The following is a 23,320-nucleotide window of genomic DNA, read 5'->3' as shown; positions in this document are numbered from 1 at the left end:
GTGTTTGGGCGGGCCTCATCGCCAGCAAGCCGGCTCCTACAAAGTTTCGCATTTCTACTGTAGGAGCCGGCTTGCCGGCGATGGGGCCATCTGCCTCAATACAACTTCTGAACTGATGTGTTATCAATCATCGACACTTTATCTGTCGGTCCGGTCAATAAATTACTGAGCGATTGGTCAAACTTTTGCAATGCCCGAACTTGCACATTCTGCTGTTCATTAATATCCGCCACAATCTCTTCGCTGCGTTTATAGTCCGCCCACACCGGGCTCAATGCTTTGGCATCATGCCCTTGTGCAGTCCCGATGTAATTGAAGTTGGCATCATAAAAGTCCGCACTTACATCGGCCTTGATATCCGAACTGCGTGAGGTGATCAATTGGCTGCGGGTGTCGACAATCGCGACCACGTCCGGTTTCGCCGCCCTGAGGCTTTGCATGTCCGGGTACACCGTGACCGAACCGAACTGGCGTTGCAACGAGGCCTTGACCCAATCCACCGCCAGATCGGGTTTGGAGGTGGCGACATAGGCATCATGAATCGGCTGCACCAGCAGGCTTTGGCCGAAACCGGTGCCGGCATTGGCCTGATAGTCCTGCAGGTAGGCGCGGTTGGTCTGGGTGTTGCGGCTGTAGACGATGCCCAGCGAGACCTGACCTCCGTTGGCAACATGGGTGGCGCTGCTGCGGCCGACGGGCGCGCTGAAGATTCCGTCGAGTGAAGAAACTGCCGTCGGTGCAGTGGGAATTGAGCAACCGGTTAAAACAGCGGCAAACGACAAGGTGCTGACAAGTGCAAGTTTCATGGGTGTTTCTCCAGTGAAACAACTTGAGTCGGAAGTTAAAGTTGCCGGTATCGGCAGTGACTTCAGACTAAACCTGTGACGGCTGAATGAAATAGCCAATTCATGAGCTTGTCAGGTGGCCAATAGTATTGTTTGGTTTAAAAGTTATCGGCTAATTGCATCGAGAAATAAACAGGCCCGAACTTACGATTCGGGCCTGTTTATTTATGGCTGTACGTTCAGCTATCAGTTTTCCAATGGGATCAGCACTTTCTCGTCGGGGGACAACACCATGAACACCAAGAGTTTGGCCGGCTTGGTTGCGCTGGCATTTTTCGAGACCAGATGCTCCGAACCGGCGGCTTCATACCAATACTCGCCAGCCTTGTAGGTTTTCGGTTGCTCGCCTTTCACCTGGGAAGTGATCGAGCCCGAAATCACATACGCCATTGCGGTGCCTTCGTGCTTGTGGGCGATGGAGGACTGGCCCGGCTTGTAGTCGACTTCGATCATCAGCGCCTTTTTGCCCGGGACGTTCTTCAGTACTTCATCTTGCAGAATCGTGACTTTTTCCGAAGGGTCATGGGCGAATGCCGAGGCAGAAACGCTCAGGGCGAGGACGGCAAGCGGGGTGGCCAATAAACGCAAAACTTTCATGATTCATCACCTGCGGGGGGTTAGTTGTCGCAAACAACGTTAGTCCGCCAGTGACCGCAATCAAACAGCCAATTCAGCAGAAGGTCAGGGGACCAATCCGTATTTACGCAGACGATGCAAAACCCGTAGGAGCCGGCTTGCCGGCGATAGCATCACCGCAGTGCATCAGGCACACCGCGGTGAATGGATCGACTTGTAGGAGCCGGCTTGCCGGCGATCGCATCACCGCGGTGCATCAGGCACCCCGCGGTGAATGGATCGCCTGTAGGAGCCGGCTTGCTGGCGATCGCATCACCGCAGTGCATCAGGCACACCGCGGTGAATGGATCGCCTTGTAGGAGCCGGCTTGCTGGCGATAGCATCACCTCGGTGTACCTGATGCACCGAGGTGAATGGATCGCCAGCAAGCCGGCTCCTACAGGGGGGTGTTTAACGGATCGGGAAGCTGTTGAAGTCCACGGCGTTCGCCAATTGGCAATCGATCAGGTCGATGAAACCTTGCGCCTGTGGGGTGTTGAAATGCGATTGCATGGCCGCTTCCGATTGCCAGCGGGCGCTGACGTTCCAGCGGTTGCTGTCCTCGGGGCAGCGGTCGACCATATAGGATTCGCAGCCCGGTTGTTCACGCAGGGTTTCGACAATCTTTTGCAGTTGCTTACCCAGTTCGTCCGAGCGGCCGGCTACGGCCTGCACCTTTACGGTGTTGATCACTTCGTTGGACATTGCTCACACTCCTGAATCAGGCCGGACGAATCCTGCTCATTGAGGGATAACGCTTATGCAGGATAGGCCTGCACTTGCGGACCGCCAATAGCCAATCACCGGATAAAAACCCAGACCAATCGCTCAGGCGATTTGCTGAAAAATGTCGCGCAAGCGGTCCAGCGCGGTATCGATGTCCAGGGTTTCAATGGCGCCAAACCCCATGAGAAGCCCGGCCTGTGGCGCCCGCTGGTAGTAAAAGGTGTCGATGGAATACAGCCCGACTTCGACCTTTTTCGCCAGTTCGATCAGCAATGGCATATCGATAGGCACTTTGCACATAAGCACCATGTGGAAACCCGCCGTGCACGGGATCGCTTCCAGCCAAGGTGACAGGTCACCTGCGATACGCGTGAGGATGCGTTCGCGACGCCCGGCGTAGATCGTGTGGCAGCGCCGGATGTGCTTGAGCAGGCAGCCTTCGGCGATGAATTTGGCCAGCGCCCATTGGGGCAGGGTGGAGGTGTGCAGGTCGGTGAGTTGCTTGGCGCGGATCACCGCTTCGAGAATCGCCGGCGGCAAAATCGCGTAGCCGAGGCGCAGTTCCGGCAGCAGGGTTTTCGAAAAGGTCCCGACGTAGGCGACGATCCCGCGTTCATCCATGCTTTGCAGCGAGTCGGTGGGTCGCCCTTCGTAGCGGAATTCGCTGTCGTAATCGTCCTCGATGATGATCGCGCCCAACTCGTAGGCGCGCTCCAGCAGCGCCACGCGACGTGCCTGGCTCATCGGCATGCCGAGCGGAAACTGGTGGGACGGCGTGACATAAATCAGCCGGGTGCCGAGGGGGATTTTGTCGACCTGGATGCCGTCTGCGTCGACCGGTACGCCGATCACCGTGGCGCCGTGGCTGCCGAACAGCAGGCGCGCGGGCGGGTAACCGGGGTCTTCCATGGCGACGATGCTGCCGGGGCGCGTGATCACGCGGGAGATCAGGTCCAGCGCTTGTTGCGCACCGTTACACACCACCACGTCTTCGTCCTGGCAATTCACCCCACGGGAAAACGCGATGTGCCGGGCGATCGCATTGCGCAGCGCGGGCAGGCCTTCAGGCAAGCTGTAGAAGCCTTTGGAACCGGACATCTGACGCAGCGCGTGGGAGGTACAGCGCCGCCAATCGTCCTGCGGAAACTGGCCCTTGCTGGTGGCGCCACCGATGAAGTCATAACGCAGCGAGCCTTCCAGCGTCGGGTGACGCAAAAACACCGGCAAATTGCGCCACGACTCGATGACCTCGGCACTCGCCAACTGCGAATGGCTTTGCTTGGGCTGCGCTTTTGCCGTCCGTGCATTGACGTAGGTGCCTTTGCCGATCACCCCGGTCAGGAAGTTTTCATAGGTCAGTTGCGCGTAAGTGTCGGAAATGGTCTTGCGCGAGATGCCCAGCTGTTCGGCCAGCAGACGGCTGGGCGGCAGTTGCGTCCCGGCTGCCAGACGACCGGATTCGATGGCGCTGCGCAGTTGGTTGTACAACTGGCCTGCCAGGTCCTTGCGGCCGTTGATGACAACATGAAGTTCCATACCGGCGAGGCTCCTGGGCGGTTAAGGCGCGTGTGCGTCGGGCCAGATTACCCGCATGCGCCGCCGTGCAGAAGTTGCGTGGGGGAAAAACTGCGGATTGGTCTGCTTCCGAGTGGTCCACCGGTATTTCGCGCAATTGGATCTGTAACGCCGGCGCATCAGCGCCTACCGTGAAAACATCGATCAATCCACGAGGCACGCCATGACTTCCCGTCTGGATTACTACAGCGCGTCGCCCAAAGCGATGAAAGCGATGATTGCCATGGAGGCGTTGACCAGCAACCTGAGCATCGAACCGGCGCTGCTGCACCTGATCAAGATCCGCGCCTCGCAGCTCAACGGCTGCGCCTTCTGCACCGACATGCACTCTGTGGACGCGCGACGCCTCGGCGAGACCGACCGGCGTCTGTATTCGATTGTGGTCTGGCGCGACAGCGGCTTTTTCAACCCGCGCGAGCGCGCGGCGCTGGCCTGGACCGAAGCGGTCACCTTGCTCTCGCAAAGCCACGTGCCGGACGACGTCTACGCCCAGGCCCGGGAGCAGTTCAGCGAGAGCGAGATGGTCGACCTGACCATCGCCGTCACCACCATCAACAGCTGGAATCGCCTGGCGGTGAGTTTCCGCCAATCCCCCAGCGCGTGATGCTGCTGTCACATCAGGTTCATGAACGTTGCGCAGGATGAGGTTTTCAAAGGACAGATCGACAGGGAGTCATTGATGTCATTCATGGAAACCGTTGGGCGCCAAAGCCCTGCCGAATACCGCTCGCCGATAGACACCTCGTCATCCAAACATGCGCAGGCCGCCGCGCTTGACCCGCAACTGGCGCAAGCGTTCATGGTCAGTGCCCGTTGCGGCTGTTACATGCAGGCGTCGCGCAGTCTCAACATCAAGGCGACGTTGCTGCGCAAGCAGTTGGCGCAACTCGAAGCGCACCTGCAGTGCTCGCTGTTCAGCCATGGCGACAATGGCGTCGCCCTCAGTCGTGAAGGCCTGCAACTTCAGGCGCAGCTGATTGCCTTGGCCCATGAACGCGACTTGCCGGTGATCGAACAGCCCTTGGTGCGCCTGGCCGTCGCCGAATCGATCCTGCATGACATCCTCGGTCGCGATCTGGTGGCCTTGCTGCGCCGCAACGCCAGCGTGCGTCTGGAGATCATTTCCCTCGACAGCGAACTGGCCCTGCGCGCCGTCAGCGCCGATGTGGTGGTGTGGCTGGCTGGCACCGATTCACCGCTGCCGGGCCCGAGCTTTGCCGTCGGCGAGCCGCGACGCCTGGCGCGGCTCGACTACCTGCCGCACATAGCCAAGCGTTATTCACGCACTGCCTCGCGCCCGGACAGCCTCGATGACCTCGCCGATTTCCTGCTGGTGCAATGGCAGCCTCATCGTCAGGTCGAGAGCTTTGTGCCGTGGAATGCACTGGTGGATCAGCGCCTCGCCGGGGTGGTGCAGTTGCATGCCTATGAGCTGATGCTCGAGATGATCCGTTGCAGTGCCTGTATCGGTTTGCTGCCTGGATACATCAGTCACTTCGACCGTGGTCTCATCGCGCTACCGGGGTTGTTTGGCCAGCCGATGCAGCGCCAGGTGTGGATGGCGGTCAATGCGCAGTCGCAGGATGAGGCGCAGGTGCAGATGATCGTCGAGCTGATCCAGAGCACCTTCGATGAGCGCCGGGATTGGTTTGAAGCCTGAGCAATATCAACTGTAGGAGCGAGCTTGCTCGCGATGGTGCATCACGCGACACCGATGTGAGTGACCCAACATCGCGAGCAAGCTCGCTCCTACAGTAGTTTCTCGCCATGCTGGAAGTTTGCGTTGTAGAGTGAGCGGCCATGTCTGTATCAAGGATGAATCACCCATGTCGGTCACTGACGCTGTCATTACCCTGGAACGCTTCAACGAATCCCACCTCGAAGGCATCACCGCGCTTTACAACGAGCCATCCATTACCCGGCAAGTGCTGCAAATGCCGTTTCAGTCCATTGAGGTCTGGCGCAAACGCCTGGATCCGGGCAACGAACGGCATGTGCAACTGGTGGCGCTGAGTCAGGGGAGGGTGATCGGCAGCATCGGCCTCGAGCAGTTTTCGCGCATCCGCCGCAGCCATGCCGCCAATTTCGGCATGGGCGTCTCTGAGGCGTGGCAGGGCAAGGGTGTTGGCTCGAAGCTGCTGGCCACCGCGCTGGACATCGCCGACAACTGGATGAACCTGCAACGGGTTGAGCTATCGGTGTACGCCGACAACGAAGCGGCCATCGGTTTGTACCGCAAGTTTGGTTTTGAAACCGAAGGCCTGTTTCGTGACTACGCCGTGCGTGACGGAGTGCTGGTGGATACCTTGAGCATGGCGCGTCTGCGCCGCACGCCCAAGGCCGGTTGACTCACTCGCCCAGTGCAAACGCCACCGCCGCCTGCGCATGCAGTTCGGTGGTGTCGAGCAGGGGCAGGGTGCTGTGTTCGGGTTTAATCAGCAGGCCGATTTCGGTGCAACCGAGGATGACGACCTGGGCGCCGCGCTGGCTCAGGGATTCGATCACCTGCTGATAAATCCGGCGTGAGTCCTCGCTGATCACCCCGACGCACAACTCGTCGTAGATGATCCGGTGCACGGCTTGACGCTCCTCGGCGTCCGGCACCAGTACGGTCAGCCCCATCGACGTCAGGCGCTCCTTGAGAAAGTCCTGCTCCATGGTGAACGCAGTCCCCAGCAACCCGACGTTTAGCGCGCCGGCATCGACCGCCGCCTGTCCGGCCGGGTCGGCGATGTGCAGAAACGGAATGTTGATCGCCGCCTGAATCTGCCCGGCGACCTTGTGCATGGTGTTGGTGCATAGCACCACGCAATCGGCGCCGCCAGCCTCCAGCCGCCGCGCGGCATCCACCAGGATCAGCGCCGCATCGTCCCAGCGACCGGCATGCTGGGCCTGTTCGACAGGCCCGAAGTCGACGCTGTACATTAGCAATTTCGCCGAACGCAACGGCCCGAGCCGGTCGCGTACCTGTTGGTTGATGAGGCGGTAATACTCGGCGCTGGACTCCCAGCTCATGCCGCCGATAAGGCCGATGGTGCGCATGGCGTGCTCCTGTTGATGGCAACCCTTTGTCTGGGAGTATCCCGTGGCGCTTCACGGCTTTCTATCAGGAAATTTCACATGCTGAGCCAACGGCTAACGGGCGCTAAATTCAGCCTGCAACTTCTGCCCCGTGCCGCTTACAGCGCACGCGATCCGGCGCAGTCGCGAACCCTTGGGGTGACGCTGGAGCGCCAGCAAGGTGTGCACGCGATTGACTCGGATCGGCGGGTGGATTTCGATACGTTGCCCGGTGTTCTGGCGTATACCCCGGTGGGCGTCGAAGTGTTTTCCGAATCGTCCAGCGGTGGCGAATATTTGCTGATGCAGCTGGACGAATCGTTTGCCGATGAGCATTTGCCCTCCATTGGCCACCGCGTACAGTCTTGCGGCAATCGACAGGCGCTGAGCCTGGCGCGCGAAGTGCGGCGTTTGTTACTCGCGCCACAACCCGACTTTCTGGCACTGGAGCAATGTGCCCTGGGATTCGTGGGGTTGGCGCAACCGCAGGTCGAAATGGCTCATCGGCCCACGCCAGCCGCACTCGCACAAGTGCTGGACCTGATCGCAGGACAATTCCACCAGCCCCTCACGCTGCAACAACTGGCGGCGGCCTACGGCCAGAACGAGCTGCGCTTTCTGCGCGACTTTACCCGCGCCATCGGCCTGACACCGCACGCTTACCTCGTTGAAGTACGACTGCAGGCGGCACGGCGGATGATCGAGCACACCGGGCTGAGCCTGGCCGACATCGCCCTTGATGCCGGTTTCACCCATCAGTCGCACATGGGCAGCGCCTTCCGCAAATTCCTCGCCATGACCCCCAGCCAATACCGCTCACGCTTTTAGTCGTACGCCCGCCGCGCGCATCTGCCATGCTCAAAGTCCGCAGCACTGCTTCAACCAAAGGAACACCGCAATGGACGACGTACAGCAACTGGGCGAGATGCTTCGCCACTACGCAGACAGCGAAGCGCACAAAAAACAACTGTTCGAGTCGCAATCGGCCGTGTGGACGACGCGCATTGGCGAGCTGTTCGATCAGATCCAGCAATGGCTGGAACCGGTACAGGCGCCGAACCTGCTGGAAGTCAGCCGCGAGGCGTATGTCGCCTCGGGGCCGAGCGTTCCGGTCGAGACGTCAACGTTCAAGACCGAGAAACTGGGCATCGTGATCGCCGGCAAACCCGTGGAGTTCGTGCCGGACGTGATGGGCACCGGTGGGCAGATTTCCCTGGCGGTGATGGGCCTGACTGCCGCGCGGTATGGCAGCATTTCGCTGGTGTGCCTGCCGCCGTCGAGCAGCTGGCAATGGCGCAAGACCAATGGTTTGAAGGACCCGGACACCTTTGCCTTCGATGCGAATTTTCTGGCGCAGCAGTTGCAGAGTCTGATCCCCCGCGATCGCGGTTGATCCGAGACCGCCATCGCTGGCAAGCCAGCTCCTACAAGGGATGCGTTGCACTTGTAGGAGCTGGCTTGCCAGCGATGGGGTCATCAGCTTCGAATCACATATCCAGATTCACCCAACCGGGCTTTGCCACTTCCGGCGCAACCGCTTTCACCACTTTCCCCGTCGCCAACTCCACCCGTCGCGCCACCTCCGGGTCATCGGCAAACGGGATCAGGCTCGCTTCCTCCAGACTCTGCGCCGTCTGCTGCTTCAGGCAGCACTCGATCGCCAGCCAAAGCCCCGCAACACCCACGATATTCAATACGATCTCGAACATCTCAGCTCCTCGCCTCAGGCAATCCGCGCATCACGTTCAGCCAACGCCACGTCGGATACCCGCACGGTGCGCCAGGCGTTGTAAGCCATCAGCAGCATGCCACTGAGGAAGAACACGCCGCCGGCAAACCGCACCACAAATCCGGGATGACTGGCCTGCAAGGCTTCGACGAAGGAATAGGTCAGCGTGCCGTCGTCGTTGATCGCGCGCCACATCAGGCCCTGGGTGATGCCGTTGACCCACATCGAGGCGATGTAAAGCACGGTGCCGATGGTCGCCAGCCAGAAATGCAGGTTGATCAGCGGCGTGCTGTACATCTGCTCGCGACCGAAGACTTTCGGAATCATGTGGTAGACCGCGCCGAAGGTGATCATCGCCACCCAACCGAGGGCGCCGGCGTGCACGTGGCCGATGGTCCAGTCGGTGTAGTGGGAGAGGGCGTTTACGGTCTTGATCGCCATCATCGGCCCTTCGAAGGTCGACATGCCGTAGAAGGCCAGCGACAGCACCAGAAAACGCAAAATCGGATCGGTGCGCAATTTATGCCAGGCGCCCGAGAGCGTCATCATGCCGTTGATCATGCCGCCCCAGCTCGGCGCCAGCAGGATCAGCGACATAGCCATGCCCAACGACTGCGCCCAGTCCGGCAACGCGGTGTAGTGCAAATGGTGCGGGCCGGCCCAGATGTACAGGGTGATCAACGCCCAGAAATGCACGATGGACAAGCGATAGGAATACACCGGCCGCCCGACCTGTTTCGGCACGAAGTAATACATCATCCCGAGGAATCCGGTGGTCAGGAAGAAACCCACCGCGTTATGCCCGTACCACCACTGCACCATGGCGTCCGTGGCGCCGGAATACACCGGGTAGGACTTGAACCAGTCCACCGGAATCGATAGGTGATTGACCACGTGCAGCATGGCGATCACCACGATGAACGCACCGAAAAACCAGTTGCCGACGTAAATGTGATGGGTCTTGCGTCGCACCACCGTGGTGAAAAACACCACGGCGTACGCCACCCAGACCACCGTCATCCACACTGCGCCGGAGAACTCGATCTCGGCGTATTCCTTGGTGGTGGTGTAGCCCAGCGGCAGGGTGATCAGCATCACCACGATGACCGATTGCCAACCCCAGAAAGTGAAGGCGGCAAGGGTGTCCGAGTACAACCGCACCTGGCAGGTACGCTGCACTGCGTAATAACTGGCGGCGAACTGCGCGCTGCCGGCAAAGCCGAAAATCACCAGGCTGGTGTGCAGCGGACGCAAACGCCCGAACGAGGTCCACGGCAGGTCGAGGTTCATCTCGGGCCACACCAGTTGCGAGGCGATCCACACCCCCATCGCCATCCCCACGACGCCCCAGAAAATGGTCGCCACGACGAATTGGCGGACGACCTTGTAGTTATAGGCCTGTCCGATTGTTGCTGTGCTCATGGTCAATGCTTCCACGGTTGCAAAGTCTTGCCAGGCCACCCGGACTGGCATGCCGTGAACTGTAGAAACCTCATCGAAAACAAAACAGATTCAGGAAAGCGCAATTAATACGGATCAGATAAAGGCGCCGTACCTGTCAGAGTTGACAGTATCGGCGGATTGAATCCAGCGGTTTAATAAACCCGCTGACGCATTGGGTAGTGGTGAGTTCCAGTGGTTGCGTTCAAGGCAAGTCAGCCCTGCCGGTCATGGCGATCAGGAGGGGCACTTTCATACAGGATGTTCTGAACTCAAGGGTGAACCAATGACAACTTTCACTTATACAGGCCCCAAGGCGCCTGCCGATGATGCGTCCGAGATGCCTGATATTCGCGGTAAAAAGATATTCATGGGTTTTTGGCATAACTGGGGACCGAGTGCCGGGTATCAAGGCGGATTGACGGGTGAAGTGCAACTGGAAGACATCCCCGTCGAATACAACGTTGTGGCCGTCGCGTTCATGAAGGGGGCCGGTATTCCGACATTCAAGCCATACAACCAAACCGATGTGGAATTTCGGCGTCAGGTCGGCGTACTCAACAAGCAAGGTCGCGCGGTGCTGATTTCACTGGGTGGCGCCGATGCTCACATTGAGCTGCGTAATGGTCAGGAACAGGCGCTTGCCACTGAAATTGTCCGATTGGCGGAGGTCTATGGTTTTGATGGGCTGGACATCGATCTGGAGCAGGCCGCTATCGACTTTGCCGATAACAACAAGGTAATTCCCGCCGCGCTGAAGCTGGTCAGGGAGCACTACGCGAAAGAAGGCAAGCATTTCATCATCAGCATGGCGCCGGAGTTTCCGCACTTGGTAACCAGTGGCAAGTACGTACCGTATTTGACTGCGCTGAAGGATCATTACGACTTCATTGCCCCGCAATACTACAACCAGAACGGTGATGGACTTTATGTGCCAGGCCTTAATCCACCTTGGCTGGCGCAAAACGATGGCGTGCGCAAGGAAGAGTTCCTCTACTACCTGACCACCGCATTGGTAACAGGTGATTATGGTTTCACCAAAATCCCTGCCGACAAATTCGTTATCGGCTTGCCCAGCAGTATCGATGCAGCCGCCAACGGGTATGTAGTTGATCCCGCTTTTGTGAAAAATGCACTCAAGCGACTGGTAAAAGACGGCAACGGGATCAGAGGCTTGATGACGTGGTCGTGCAGTTGGGACTGTGGCACCAACAAGGCCGGTGATAAGTACGATTGGCGCTTCAAAAGGATTTACGCACCGATCGTTGATGAGATGTCGTAACAACCTCATTAGTGATCCCGTCAAACTGATATGGTTTTTTTGAAGTCCCCTGAATCTGTAATGTTTTGCCCGTGCCCGTCATAGTCGCCTCATCGAAAACGAGCCACAGAGCCCGTCCCATCCTGATGAGGTAGTTACATGTATCAGTACGACGACTATGACCGGGCGCTGGTCTTCGAGCGGGTTGCGCAGTTTCGTGATCAGGTCGAACGCTTCACGGCAGGCGAGTTGAGCGAAGAAGAATTCCTGCCGTTGCGCTTGCAGAATGGCCTGTACATGCAAAAACACGCGTACATGCTGCGCGTAGCCATTCCCTACGGCACGCTCAGCGCGCAACAGATGCGTACGCTGGCGAGCATCGCCCGGGATTACGACCGTGGCTACGGCCACTTCACCACCCGGCAGAACATGCAGTTCAACTGGATCGAACTGGCCCAGGTGCCGGAAATCCTCGAACGCCTGGCCCAGGTAGAAATGCACGCGATCCAGACGTCCGGCAACTGTGTGCGCAACATCACCACCGAAGCCTTCGCCGGGGTCGCGGCGGACGAGTTGATCGACCCGCGACCGCTGGCGGAAATCCTGCGCCAATGGTCGACGATCAACCCGGAGTTCCTGTTCCTGCCACGCAAATTCAAGATCGCCATCTGCTCGGCCGTACAGGACCGCGCGGCGATCATGATGCACGACATCGGACTTTATCTTTACCCCGGCGCCGACGGACAAATGCTCCTGCGGGTGATCGTTGGCGGTGGTTTGGGACGCACGCCGATTCTTGGCCTGCAGATTCGCGAAGGCTTGCCGTGGCAGCATTTGCTGTCGTATGTCGAAGCGGTGCTGCGGGTCTACAACCGCCACGGCCGGCGGGACAACAAATACAAGGCGCGGATCAAGATTCTGGTCAAGGCACTCGGGATCGACGCCTTTGCCAGGGAAGTGGAGGAGGAGTGGCAGCACCTCAAGGACGGTCCGGCGCAGTTGACCGGTGATGAATATGCGCGCGTCGCCAGTGCCTTCGTGCCGCCCGATTACCGTTCGCTGTCCAGCACCGACCTGGAGTTCGGCACCCGTCTGGCCGAAAACAGTGCATTCGCTCGCTGGGTCTCGCGCAACGTCCAGCCGCACAAGGTGCCGGGCTACGCCAGTGTGGTGCTGTCGACCAAACCGGGCAGTGCTTCGCCGCCGGGAGATGTCACCGACGAACAAATGGATGCCGTGGCCGCGTGGTCCGAACAGTTCGGCTTTGGCGAAATCCGCATTGCCCATGAACAGAATATCGTTCTGCCGGACGTGCCGAAGTCGGACCTGTTCGCGCTCTGGCGTGTGGCTTGCGAGCATGGGTTGGGCAGTGCCAATGTCGGTTTGCTGACCGACATCATCGCCTGCCCCGGTGGCGACTTCTGTGCGTTGGCCAACGCCAAGTCGATCCCCATTGCGCAAGGCATTCAGGCGCGTTTCGACGACCTGGATTATCTGCATGATCTGGGCGACATCAGCCTCAACATTTCCGGTTGCATGAATGCCTGCGGCCACCACCACATCGGCAACATCGGCATTCTTGGCGTCGACAAGAACGGCAGCGAGTGGTACCAGATCACCCTCGGCGGCGCTCAGGGCAAGCACAGCGCGTTGGGCAAAGTCATCGGACCGTCCTTCAGCGCGGCTGAGGTGCCCGACGTGATCGAACGAATCATCGCCACGTTCGTACGTTACCGCGAGAGTGAGGAACTGTTCGTCGACACGTTGCAGCGCCTTGGTCTGGAGCCGTTCAAGGAAGCGGTTTATCCGAAGTTGCTGGAGGTGTCGGCATGAACAATCTGCTGCGACTGGAGGCCGGTGTGGCGCGGATCGATGACGCAGATCCGTGGACCCTGGTCAGGGATCTTTCCGCCGGATTACCTTCAGGTCCGGCGATAGTGCCGCTGGCCTGCTGGCTGGAGGAACCCGGGCAGCAGGGCGTGTGGCTGGGGCCGGACGATGAGGTGGAAAGCCTCAAGCCGTGGTTCGACCAACTGCCGCTGATTGCGCTGGATTTCCCGAGTTTTCGTGACGGTCGTGGTTACAGCCAGGCGTATCTGCTGCGTACCCGAATGGGCTGGGCCGGCGAATTGCGTGCGATTGGCGATGTCCTGCGCGATCAACTCAGCCACATGCGCCAATGCGGTTTCGACAGCTTCGCGGTGCGCGAGGACAAGTCCGCCGAAGACGCGCTCAAGGGCCTCGCCGGCATGAGCGTGTTGTATGGCCGCTCGGTGATCGAGCCGCGACCGTTGTTTCGGCGCCGTTAGAAAATGCCAAAGTTCAAAGGATCACCGCCTTCAATAGCCTTCGCGAGCAGGCTCGCTCCCACATTTTGACCTGTGCAGGACACCGATTTTGCGTCCGATGAAGATCTACTGTGGGAGCGAGCCTGCTCGCGAAGGCGGTTGAAGGTTCTGGCCGCGTTCGGACGACTTTTTGCTTTGGCCGGGGACCCCGTTTTGATAGAGTCCGCGCCTCATAAGGGAGCTGGTCAAAGAAAGGAGTCTGGTTTGAGCGCGGGCAAGAAAGTTTTAGGGCTGGTCGCAGTGTTGCTGATGGCGGCTCTGTGGGGCAGTTATGTGTATCTGTTCCAGGAGAACCGTGACGGGCAACTCGGGGCGTCAGCCGACAGTTCCGCCTGGTGCGGCACGCCACCGGCCAGCGATGCGGCGGCGTTGGGCAAGGATCACCTGACCCTGCGTATCACCAACAACGTACGGGGCGATTTCATGCTCTCGGGTGCGGTCATCGTCTCCGAGCGCACTTTCGATCGGTATGACCTGGGCCGCAATGAGTTGCGCCTGCGCCTGGAACCTCTTCAATGGTCCTACGGCGTCACGCCGATCTTCCTTGAGCAGGTCAGGATCAAACCGCTGAGTCGCAACCTCTCTTCGCTCGACAAAAGCGCCTACGCCGAGCTTGAATCCCGGCCTATCGGCGTGCAGGGGCGGGCGGCGACGTTTCCGTTTGACACCTGGCGCTACGGCTACAAACCGGTGCTGTACATCCTCAAGGGCAATGAGCGGATCGACCTGAAGTTCAAACGCATCACCACCCTCATGGAGATGTCCAATACCTTCACGCCGATTCAAAAGTACAACCGGGTCGAGTACATCAACGAGAAAAATTCATTGGTTCGCGAGGACGATTACAAGCCCTACGCGGCCAATGAGTGCGCCTTCAGTGTCGAGCGCAAAGGCTCGTTCAAGGTGATCGTGCTGCTGTTGTTGCTGGTGATCTGCCTGCCAATCATGCACGTGTTTTACCGCGACGAACCGGGCATCGATTTTCTCGCGACACTGGTGAGTATCGGCGCGATCCGCGTGCTGTTGGTGGGACCGCTGGAGGACTTCCAGTTGTACAACATCGACTTCCTGTTTGGCGCCGCGATTCTGCTGGTGGGCACGGTGTCGTTGATCAAGGCGATGCGGGCCAATAGTCGGCGGGAGTTGGCGTTGAAGAGTGGTTCTTCGTGGTGATGAAAGGTTAAGACCGTGGCGACGCTTTCGCGGGCAAGCCACGCTCCTACAAGGATTACGCAATACCTGTAGGAGCGAGGCTTGCCCGCGAAGGGGCTCTCGGATCAACCCCGGATCACTTCAACGCCGGATCCCCCATGTTCATCTTCTTCCAGCCTTGCAACAGCACCTGGGCCTTGGGCTCCTGTCCGTTTTCCAGGTAGTACTGGATCAACGATAACCGCGCATTGCGGTTCGCCGGCTGCACCTTCAACAACCGTTCCAGTTCCTCGCAGGCCTCATCGACCTTGCCACTGTCATGCAGCGCCACCGCCAGCACGTAGCCGAACTGCGCGCTCTGGGGTTCCAGCCCGGCGGCTTTGCGCAGCACCGGCATGGCCTGGGCCGTTTTACCCGCTCGTATCAGCGACAACCCTTGGGTATGCAGCAGCAAAGCGGCGTCCGGATGCTCCTTGAGGCCCTGTTCCAGCAGGGCCTGTGCCTCCTGACCGCGCCCACTGGCTTCCAGCCACTGCACCAGCGTCACCAGCGCCGGGTAAAAGTCCGGATCGCGCTGGAGGGCCGTGCGCAGCAGCGCTTCAACTTCAGCGCTGCGACCGCTGGCCTGATACAGCATGGCGAGGTTGAGGTTGGCTTCTGCGCGTTCGGCCAGGCTCTTTTGCACCTCCTCATACTCGGCGATGGCGGCGTTCCAGTTCGCCTGAGCGCTGCCCAAACCATCGCGGGCGACGCTGAGCAGATCCCGGGCGGCAACGATGCGTACCGCTTTGACCGAATCACTCAGTAACGGTGTCAGCAGTGGTGCGCGCTCCGGCGGCGGGAGGAACGCGCTGATCGCCCGAACGGCGCTTTCACGCACTTGCGGTGCCGGATTGCGCAAGTCCTGAGTCGCCAGTTTCAACGCCTGTTCGCTGGGGTACAGCGGCAACTCGGCCAGCAGCGTTGCGCGCTGGATCGCTGGCAGGTTGCTGCGTTGCAGCTGTTCGTACAAGGCTTGCGCCGCGCCGGGCTGACCGTTGCGAATCAGCCACAGGCTTTCGTCGTAACGCGGCGCCTGGACGGCGGGGGTTGCGGTGTTCCAGAGCTTGAATTGTTCAGTGACTTTGTCACCGGCCTTGCCCTGATGGCAGGTCAGGCAGGCGTCCGGCGTGCCGAGTTTTTTCGCCCGCTCAGGGTTGGGAATGCTGAAGCTGTGGTCATGCCGAAAGTCATTGCCCATGTAGAACTTGCCGGGCATGTGGCAATCCACGCACTGTGAACCCGGTTGCCCCATGGCGTGGCGGGTGTGCTCGACCGAATCGTAGTTTTTCGCCTGCAAGCCCTTGCCCTCGACACCGGCCACCGAGGTTTTGCCGGCGCTGTTGTGGCATTGCAGGCAGACGCCGTTGCCGGGGGCCTTGAGTTCGTTGCTGTGAGGATTGTGGCAGTTGCTGCAGCGCACGCCCTTGTCGAACATTTTGCTCTGGGCGAAGGAGCCGTGTTCGAACACTTCGTCCTTGATCTTGCCATCCAGCGCATACAACTCGCGGGTCAGGGGGCTGGGCAGATAGTCATCCATCAGCCGCTTGCCGACGGTGAAACCATCGCCCAGCGGCGCGCGCCGGGAGTGGCAGCGGGCGCAGGTTTCGATCTCGACGGTCGCGTCCTTGTCCTTGAGGTCGACGGCGAAACCGGCGTGGATCAGATCGGTCTTTTTCACGGTCCATTCCAGGTGACTGGATGCCGGACCGTGGCACGCCTGGCAACCCACGCCAAGGCTGTTCCACTGACTGTCAAAGGTGTTTTTAGCTGCATCGAAGTTGCGTTTATAGCCGGTGGTATGGCACTCGACGCACATGAAATTGGCGTTCTGGCTCGGCTTGCTCCAGTGCAACGGGTTCTTGAAGTTCACACCCTGGCCCGGATAGAGGTGAAACCAGCGGTGTTTCTCGGTATCCCAGGCGACGCCCAACGCCTGCAACCGACCGTCACCGACCTCAATCAAATACTGCTGCAACGGTGCGATGCCAAAGGTGTAGGCGACCTTGAAGTCAGCGTTGTTGCCATCAATGCCCGGCGTGTTGACCCAGAATTCGTCGTTCTTGCGCGAAAACCGGGTCGTCTCGTTTTCGGCCTTGAAGGTGACGTTGTTGAAGTCGCCAAGCATCGTCCCGACGCTGGCTTCCTGCATCGCCAATTGGTGATGCGAGCCTTGCCAGTCCTTCACTTGTTCACTGTGGCAAGCCTGGCACTGTTGCTCATCGACCATCTTCGCCGGCGCGGCGAGCACGGGTTTTTCAGGTGCAATGACCGGCGTAATGACCGGCGGCGCATAGGTCACCGAGGCCGGTTGGCTGCTGAACAGAAACCAGCCAATGCCCGCGATCGCCAGGAGCAACACGCTGATGAGGACGGGAAACAGATAACGAGAAAACGAAGTCGGTGACGAATCAGGGTTTGGGGCTGCTGTTTTGTTCTTATGTTTCGGCATTGCGACTTCCATAGTCCGGGTGCGTTTGCCGTCAGGCGCGCGTTCTAGCTCGATGCAGCTTTGACGGATGCCGGGCGTCTGTCAAATGACAGGTGTGATCCTCTGCGCGGCGATAGATGAATGTTGTGATTCTGCACAACAAAACGCGCTGCATTAGCTATACCTGTTAAACCCGTTTCCAAACCGTAGTCGACCGCCCTACAGGAGTTACCGCATGAAGCTTGCATTGATGATGAGTACACTGTGTATTGCCTCGATCGGCGTAGTTGGCTGCGCCAGCAAAAAGGTCGAGCCAGACGAGTATTCAGGCTTCCTCAAAAATTACAGCCAGCTCCAGGAAGCCAAGTCACCTTCGGGTGCCGTAGTGATGCGCTGGATCGATCCGAAAGTTGACATCAAGAAATTCACAAGCGTGTACATCGAGCCGACCCAGCTGTATCCCAAGCCTCAGCCGACGGCAAAAATCCCTCAGACCACCCTGAGCGGAATCACCAATTATTACGATCAGGCGCTCAAACGCGAAATCGGCAAATCCCTGCCTCTGGCCTCAGGCCCTGGCCCGGGTGTGATTGTGGTGCGCGCCGCGATCACTGCCGTCAGCAGCAAGACTGAAAGCCTGAAGCCTTATGAAGTGATCCCGATTGCGCTGGTGGCAGCGGCGGTGAGTACCGCCAGCGGTATTCGTGATCAGCAGACCGACCTGGCCACCGAAGCGGTATTTCTGGACGGTGGCAGCAATAAAGTCGTGGCCCAGGTAGTGCGCAAGGGCACCGGCAAACCGCTGGAAAATGAATCGCAGGTGATGAAGGCCGATGACGTGAAAGGCGTGATTGATGGCTGGGCTGCGGATATGCATCAGTCGTACTTGAAGCTCAAATCCAAATGATACGGCGGAGCTGAGGGCCTTTTCGCCAGCAAGCCGGCTTCCACATCAAGGTCAGGTCAGATGTGGGAGCGGCGGTGCGGTGATTGGACTTGCCCGCGAAAGTGATCCGGCATGCACTCAATACTCGGCTCGCGCCTGCCGGTTGTAATGGCTTATCAACGAGTCATACCCTCGCGTTACCGCATGAAAATCGTCACTCAAGTGTTGCGGCTCGGCCTTGTTCCGCCAGTCCTTGTGCAGCGTGTTTAACGCGTCCAGGTACTTCTGCGCCGGCCCGGCAATGTGCGACCAGAGATAACGCGGCACTTCATCGCGTTTCTGCGTTTGCGGGAACTGGTGCCGAGTGAACTGCTGCCGGTAATCCCAGGCCAGTTGCAGCTCAGCGGTGGTCTTCGCCAGCGCCTGGGGCGTCAGGGTCCGGTTTTTCACCCCCTCACTTACAAGGTTCAGCGTGTCTCTGGCCTGAATCATGTAAGCCAGCAAATACCAGTGAATGTCCTTGCCCAGACGCGCCTCTATCCGGTTGAGCTGCACCCGTCGTTGTTCAACGTCCAGCGATTCGACGCGCTGTCTCAACGCTGCAGAAGCATTCAGATACGCCTCAGCCTTGGGCGCGAACTGCGTGGCAAACCCGGTTGGCAATTCAAAGGAGGGCGGCGAGAAAGCTGCCTGGCGGTAAAAGAGCATTTGTTCGGTCAGAGGCGTCACTTGCAGCAGCGTCTGCACATAAGCGTCGGCCTTCAGCGTTAACGGCGTGTCGTACTCCAGAAGCTTGAGTTTTTCGCTGATTTTCGGCGAACAGATGTCCCGTTGAATGCTGCGCGCATCACTGGCACCGTCGTCGTCGAAGTCATGCCGGTTGGCGATCCAGTCCTGGACCGGATCCGCTGCTTGTTTCGGCGATTTGTACAGTTCGTACGCCACGCGCCAATGCACGTCGACGCGATTGATGCAGTCGATCACCGGGCTCAGTGAATTGGCCTGCGCGGTGATTGGCGCGTCGTATTTGTCCAGCCACAAATCAATACGGGCGACGGGTTTTGAGGCACCGGCCAGGCCCATCAACATCAACCCCAAAAAGAGCGCCACCGGGAGAAGCCATTTCGGATTCATCGCTGTTTCTCCTGGCCATACCACTGCTCGACGGTGGCCGGTGCGTTGCACTCTTTGGCGGTGACCGGCATCCGACTGCACAAGCGTTCGGTCCACTGTTGCAAACCCTGATTGCGGTTGACCGTGGCCTGGCTGGAGATCACTTTGAACACGCCGAGCAGCAAGACCAGCACCAGAATGCCGGCGCCCGCCAGACACCGTTTGAACAAGGGATGGGTACGTTGCCAGGACACCCGCGGATTGACCTCGCGACGGCGTATGAACCCGACACCCATCCGTGTGGCGACGTACACCACGCTGCCGACTACGCCATACACGTGGCCAATGCCCACCGCCATGATTGCGTCGGGAATCAGGTCGCGCAAAACGCCAAACGGCAGCGGCTTGAGCGAGGGCGACAGGCGTGCACTCAGTCGATCGTCCAGCAGCCAATAACGATGAACGGCGTGACCCATCAGCCAGTTGAGCACCCAACCGCCGACGGCGAATATCACTGACCAGAACACCGCAACGCCGATCAATCCGCCCAGGCGCGTACCCAGCGGCGCGAACTGCACGAAGCTTCCGACCAGGCAGGCGAGGGCGACGCCCAGGTACATCGGCCAACTGTCGTAGCTGTATTCCCAGTCACACCAGAAGAACGGCGTGCCGCCGGGCAGGTTTGCGCAGATGTCTGGGTGGTTGGCATTCAGCGCCGAGCTCAGAAGCCGGCATTGCGCCCAGTCTTCGTCACGCAGCCGTCGGGCCAGGGCGCGGCGCTGGCTGAAACTGGACGGCGCCAGCAACAGGCGGGCGGCGCGATGTTCGGGTGTGGCGGCGGGTTGCGACGCCAGAAGTTGTTGTCGCGCGAGAAATATCGGCGCTTCACGACGCTCCCGCGAACGTTGCCGCTGTGTCAGCAACTGCTCGACCATGTCTTCATCCAGCTCCAGCCGTTGCTGGAAACTGAACCAGTGGAAGGTGTCGATCGCCCACTCAATCAGGGCTTCGGACGTGTCAGTGTGCTCAACGCAATGGCGCAACACGGCGTCTTCCATGGCAGCCACCGCGCCCCGTTCAAAGGCAGTGGCGTAACGTTGATCAAGTTCGCCGTGGCTGACCTCGTGCAACGAATGCGTGACCACTTGCAGAGGGTTGACCTCGATGACCGACAGGCCCGTCAGGTCCCACGACGCATCATCGCCCGAGGTTTCTTCGCGCGATTGCTCCCATTCCTTGATGTTCAGTGCTTGTTCGTAGGCTTCGCGCAAACACTGGAAACCTTCGGGGTCTTCATCCGGGCGGGTTTGTTTGAGCAGGGTCGCGTATTGGCGTTTGATACGGCGCGTATCGGCGTCGGCCGGCAGGCCAAGGACGGTCCAGCAACTCATTGCGTGTGCAACTCCATGAAAACCCGCGACGCGACAACTACCCTAAAACCGAGGGGAATGATGGCAAATTGATTTTGCGCACCCTACCTGTTTCGCGTCGAAAAGTCCCCAGGTCTTACGGTCACTCCCCGACAAACCACCGATAATACGGATTCCCCCCATCCCCGCGCATCACCTCGCGAATATCCCTGGCCCACGCATCACGGTCGCCGTCATAGGCATGCAGGCTCGCCCGATAGAACTGCATCAAGCGTTGCTGGTGCGCATTCATCCGCTCGATGAATCCCGCATCGGCATTCACTAACGGTGGTGCGACGTGCAAGTCCAGCAGGGCCGGGAGCACCCGACTGATCTCCTTGGCCCGCACCCACGGCGCATATTCGATACGCGGCTGGTCGTCGGTCACTGGCGGGGCATCGGCGGCGAAACGCTCCAGCCCCGTGCGATCGGTGACCCACGTGGCGAGCAAGGCGTTGGCAGAACCGATGCCCACGTCCTGCAACGCGCTGCGCACGCTGTCCTGCTGGAAGCGCTCGCTGATTTTCGCCGCATCCAGCGCAATCGGTTCCATCGAACCCACCAGCAGCATTTCGTGGAACTCGCTGGTCCACACGTTGGCGTACGGGAAGACATCGAGAAAGCTGCGCACCAGGGCGCGCGAATCGTCGATGTTCTGCGTGGGCAGCGGCAGCCACTGTGCGACTAACCCCTGTTTCTCCAAACGACTGGCGGCCAGTTGGTAGAAGTCCCGGGAGTAAAGATTGACCACGCCGGCCGCGGAGGGCGGTGGCGGTTCAAGGGTGATCAAGTCATAGCGTTGCGGGTTGCGCAGCAGCTCCTGGCGCCCGTCGCGCAGGCGTACGTCGACGCCGGGATCGGCGGCGGCATTGAAGTTGCCTTTGAACAGGGGCGCAGCTTTGACCACCGAAGGCAGCAACTCGGCCACCACCCGGTGTTCCAGCCCCGGATAACGGGTCAATGCGCCTGCGGTGATGCCGGTGCCAAAACCGATCACCAGCGCCGAGCGCGGTTCGCCGTTGTGGATCAGCAGCGGCAGCAGCGCCTGAATGCGCATGTAACGCAGGGACGGCATGGCGTCGCCGGTGTTGGACACGCCTTGAATGTACAAGCGCTGGAAGGCTTTCTGCCCCTTGCCCTGGGTGACCACCGCCACGGTCCCGCCGCGTCCTTCTTCATAGAAGGCCAGCGTGGCGTTGCGAGCACCGGGGAGCAGGCTGGCGAGTTTGTTCACCGGGGTAAATACCGCGACCGCCACCGACAACAGACCGATAGTCACCACCGCTTGCCGCCGACCTTTCTTGACCCCGTGACCCTTGCGCACCGCGAAGTACCCGATCCCGGCGGCGACGATGGCCAACAGCCCCAATGTGCGTACCAGGCCCAGCCACGGGATCAGCACAAACCCGCAGAGCATCACCCCGACAATCCCGCCCAGCGTATTGAACGCCACGACAGCGCCGACATCCTGGCCGATCCGCTCGCGGCCAACGCTCAGGCGCAGGGCCAGGGGGAACGCCGCGCCCAACAACAGCGTCGGCACAAACACGATGCTCAACGCCGCCACCGCAAACCGCGCGCTCATACCCGTCAGTTCACTCGCACCCAGCGACAACACCCAGGCTTCGGCGCGGCTTTGCGCGACCACCAGCCACTGACCGAGCAGGGCGATTTCCAGCAACGCGACCAGCCCGGCGCCGGCGATCAGCAAACCGAATACTCCCCAGGGATCACGAATGCGCTCCACCCGACGGGCCAGCAGCACACTGCCGAGAAACAGCCCGGTGAGGTACGTCGCCAGCACCACGGCAAAGGCGTAGGTGCGGGTGCTCATGAACTGTACGATCGATTGCGACCAGACCACCTCATAACCGAGGGCCACGCCGCCGGCAATCGAGTACAGCCACAAGGCCAGTCGGTCGGGCGCTTTGCTGGACGTGTGTTTCGCCGGCACAACGACCGGTAATAAACGGTGACGCTGAAACCACAAGGCGCCGGCCGCGGCCAGCAGGTTCAGCATCGCGGCGGCCAGGGCACTGCCGCGCACGCCGAGGGTGGCAATCAGCACGAACGCGGCAAGCAGGGTGCCGGCGATGGCCCCAGCGGTGTTCGCCGCGTAGAGCTGGCCGCCAGCCTTGCCCAGATGCTGCGGGTCGGTGGCCAACGAGCGCACCAGCACCGGCAAGGTGCCGCCCATCAACAGCGCCGGGATGCCGACTAAAGCGAAGGGCAACACCCACGCCACCACGCCGACCTGTTGCTCCAGCCAGGCAAACGGGCTGGCCGCGAGGCTCATGGCAAAGGTCGCGCCGACACCCAACACGGCCACCACCACTTCCAGCCCTGCATACAGCAGAACGGGCTGCTGCAAACGATCCGCCCAGCGCCCGAACAGCCATCCACCCAAGGCCAGCCCGGCAAAAAAAGCGCTGATACCGGTGGTGATTGCATAGACCTCGACGCCGACCACCAGCGACAGTTGCTTGATCCACAACACCTGATACACCAGCGCCGCGGCACCGGAGACGAACAGCAACAGGGCCGGGATCAGCAGCGCGGGGGAGGCGGCATGAGAAACAGGAATGGCCGACGACTTGCTGGCGACACGTGAGGACATAGGGCTATTGCCTTGTACAAAAATTCAATTAAACACAAAACCATTGTAGGAGCCGGCTTGCTGCGGGCGGCGTT

21 protein-coding genes are annotated in these 23,320 nt (G+C 59.9%); 10 read left to right on the top strand and 11 right to left on the bottom strand.

All coding sequences use genetic code 11. The features are described 5' to 3' along the window. Positions 1-95: 95 nt before the first annotated feature. From ACYZUC_RS05790 to pdxR, 4 genes are all read right to left on the bottom strand, one after another. Positions 96-806 carry an ATPase gene (locus ACYZUC_RS05790; RefSeq protein WP_461994258.1) on the bottom strand — a complete coding sequence of 237 codons (711 nt, stop codon included), beginning with the start codon at positions 804-806 and terminating at the stop codon, positions 96-98. 225 nt (positions 807-1,031) lie between these two features. Further along, positions 1,032-1,442 (bottom strand): cupin domain-containing protein, encoded by a 411-nt coding sequence (locus ACYZUC_RS05785; RefSeq protein WP_008030133.1) that lies wholly within the window; start codon positions 1,440-1,442, stop codon positions 1,032-1,034. A gap of 429 nt (positions 1,443-1,871) precedes the next feature. Next, positions 1,872-2,165: a putative quinol monooxygenase gene (locus ACYZUC_RS05780; RefSeq protein WP_461994256.1), complete on the bottom strand. Its 294-nt coding sequence runs from the start codon at positions 2,163-2,165 to the stop codon at positions 1,872-1,874. A 123-nt stretch (positions 2,166-2,288) separates the two neighbouring features. After that, a complete protein-coding gene (pdxR, locus tag ACYZUC_RS05775; RefSeq protein WP_461994254.1) occupies positions 2,289-3,722 on the bottom strand; it encodes a MocR-like pyridoxine biosynthesis transcription factor PdxR in 1,434 nt (477 codons plus the stop codon). Positions 3,723-3,924: 202 nt separating this feature from the next. On the opposite strand from pdxR, the gene ACYZUC_RS05770 reads away from it, so the two are divergent. The 3 genes from ACYZUC_RS05770 to ACYZUC_RS05760 all read left to right on the top strand — a co-directional run bounded on the left by ACYZUC_RS05770 (position 3,925) and on the right by ACYZUC_RS05760 (position 6,109). Continuing rightward, on the top strand, positions 3,925-4,365 hold the full coding sequence (locus tag ACYZUC_RS05770; RefSeq protein ID WP_008030139.1) for a carboxymuconolactone decarboxylase family protein: 441 nt from the start codon (positions 3,925-3,927) through the stop codon (positions 4,363-4,365). 75 nt (positions 4,366-4,440) lie between these two features. After that, complete coding sequence (locus ACYZUC_RS05765) at positions 4,441-5,421, top strand: LysR substrate-binding domain-containing protein (protein WP_461994252.1); 981 nt, start codon at positions 4,441-4,443, stop codon at positions 5,419-5,421. A gap of 166 nt (positions 5,422-5,587) precedes the next feature. Continuing rightward, positions 5,588-6,109, top strand: a complete 522-nt coding sequence (locus tag ACYZUC_RS05760; RefSeq protein WP_461994250.1) for a GNAT family N-acetyltransferase — start codon at positions 5,588-5,590, stop codon at positions 6,107-6,109. Position 6,110: 1 nt separating this feature from the next. On the opposite strand, the gene ACYZUC_RS05755 is transcribed toward ACYZUC_RS05760, so the two are convergent. After that, the gene (locus tag ACYZUC_RS05755; protein WP_461994249.1) at positions 6,111-6,803 is read right to left on the bottom strand and encodes an aspartate/glutamate racemase family protein; all 693 of its coding nucleotides are present in this window, start codon (positions 6,801-6,803) and stop codon (positions 6,111-6,113) included. A gap of 78 nt (positions 6,804-6,881) precedes the next feature. On the opposite strand from ACYZUC_RS05755, the gene ACYZUC_RS05750 reads away from it, so the two are divergent. Then, complete coding sequence (locus ACYZUC_RS05750; protein WP_461994247.1) at positions 6,882-7,649, top strand: AraC family transcriptional regulator; 768 nt, start codon at positions 6,882-6,884, stop codon at positions 7,647-7,649. 70 nt (positions 7,650-7,719) lie between these two features. After that, a complete protein-coding gene (locus ACYZUC_RS05745; protein ID WP_461994245.1) occupies positions 7,720-8,214 on the top strand; it encodes a hypothetical protein in 495 nt (164 codons plus the stop codon). Between the two features lie 94 nt (positions 8,215-8,308). On the opposite strand, the gene ACYZUC_RS05740 is transcribed toward ACYZUC_RS05745, so the two are convergent. Further along, entirely contained in the window at positions 8,309-8,530 is a 222-nt protein-coding gene (locus tag ACYZUC_RS05740) for a cbb3-type cytochrome c oxidase subunit 3 (RefSeq protein WP_461994244.1), read from the bottom strand. Positions 8,531-8,544: 14 nt separating this feature from the next. Continuing rightward, positions 8,545-9,972: a cytochrome-c oxidase, cbb3-type subunit I gene (ccoN, locus tag ACYZUC_RS05735; RefSeq protein WP_461994242.1), complete on the bottom strand. Its 1,428-nt coding sequence runs from the start codon at positions 9,970-9,972 to the stop codon at positions 8,545-8,547. 304 nt (positions 9,973-10,276) lie between these two features. Between ccoN and ACYZUC_RS05730 the strand changes: the two genes are divergently transcribed. The 4 genes from ACYZUC_RS05730 (at position 10,277) to ACYZUC_RS05715 (ending at position 14,772) form a co-directional block, all read left to right on the top strand. Further along, on the top strand, positions 10,277-11,272 hold the full coding sequence (locus tag ACYZUC_RS05730; RefSeq protein ID WP_461994240.1) for a glycosyl hydrolase family 18 protein: 996 nt from the start codon (positions 10,277-10,279) through the stop codon (positions 11,270-11,272). 138 nt (positions 11,273-11,410) lie between these two features. Continuing rightward, a complete protein-coding gene (locus tag ACYZUC_RS05725; protein ID WP_461994238.1) occupies positions 11,411-13,084 on the top strand; it encodes a nitrite/sulfite reductase in 1,674 nt (557 codons plus the stop codon). Continuing rightward, complete coding sequence (locus tag ACYZUC_RS05720; protein WP_461994236.1) at positions 13,081-13,560, top strand: DUF934 domain-containing protein; 480 nt, start codon at positions 13,081-13,083, stop codon at positions 13,558-13,560. Before ACYZUC_RS05725 ends, ACYZUC_RS05720 begins: the two co-directional genes overlap by 4 nt. Positions 13,561-13,803: 243 nt before the next feature. Beyond that, positions 13,804-14,772: a hypothetical protein gene (locus tag ACYZUC_RS05715; RefSeq protein ID WP_461994234.1), complete on the top strand. Its 969-nt coding sequence runs from the start codon at positions 13,804-13,806 to the stop codon at positions 14,770-14,772. 115 nt (positions 14,773-14,887) lie between these two features. On the opposite strand, the gene ACYZUC_RS05710 is transcribed toward ACYZUC_RS05715, so the two are convergent. After that, the gene (locus ACYZUC_RS05710) at positions 14,888-17,242 is read right to left on the bottom strand and encodes a tetratricopeptide repeat protein (protein ID WP_461994233.1); all 2,355 of its coding nucleotides are present in this window, start codon (positions 17,240-17,242) and stop codon (positions 14,888-14,890) included. A gap of 214 nt (positions 17,243-17,456) precedes the next feature. Between ACYZUC_RS05710 and ACYZUC_RS05705 the strand changes: the two genes are divergently transcribed. Next, the gene (locus ACYZUC_RS05705; RefSeq protein ID WP_461994231.1) at positions 17,457-18,128 is read left to right on the top strand and encodes a DUF3313 domain-containing protein; all 672 of its coding nucleotides are present in this window, start codon (positions 17,457-17,459) and stop codon (positions 18,126-18,128) included. A 117-nt stretch (positions 18,129-18,245) separates the two neighbouring features. Here ACYZUC_RS05705 and ACYZUC_RS05700 read toward each other — a convergent pair whose 3' ends face one another. From ACYZUC_RS05700 to ACYZUC_RS05690, 3 genes are all read right to left on the bottom strand, one after another. Then, the gene (locus ACYZUC_RS05700) at positions 18,246-19,241 is read right to left on the bottom strand and encodes a DUF3829 domain-containing protein (RefSeq protein WP_461994229.1); all 996 of its coding nucleotides are present in this window, start codon (positions 19,239-19,241) and stop codon (positions 18,246-18,248) included. Beyond that, positions 19,238-20,611: a J domain-containing protein gene (locus ACYZUC_RS05695; RefSeq protein ID WP_461994227.1), complete on the bottom strand. Its 1,374-nt coding sequence runs from the start codon at positions 20,609-20,611 to the stop codon at positions 19,238-19,240. The genes ACYZUC_RS05700 and ACYZUC_RS05695 overlap by 4 nt, the downstream gene beginning before the upstream one ends. 121 nt (positions 20,612-20,732) lie before the next feature. Continuing rightward, positions 20,733-23,246: a spermidine synthase gene (locus ACYZUC_RS05690; RefSeq protein ID WP_461994225.1), complete on the bottom strand. Its 2,514-nt coding sequence runs from the start codon at positions 23,244-23,246 to the stop codon at positions 20,733-20,735. Positions 23,247-23,320: the final 74 nt, after the last annotated feature.

Source organism: Pseudomonas sp. GT1P32 (assembly GCF_054897805.1).
Note: the sequence above shows the minus strand (reverse complement) of the source record. Positions and strands in the feature narration are given on the sequence as shown.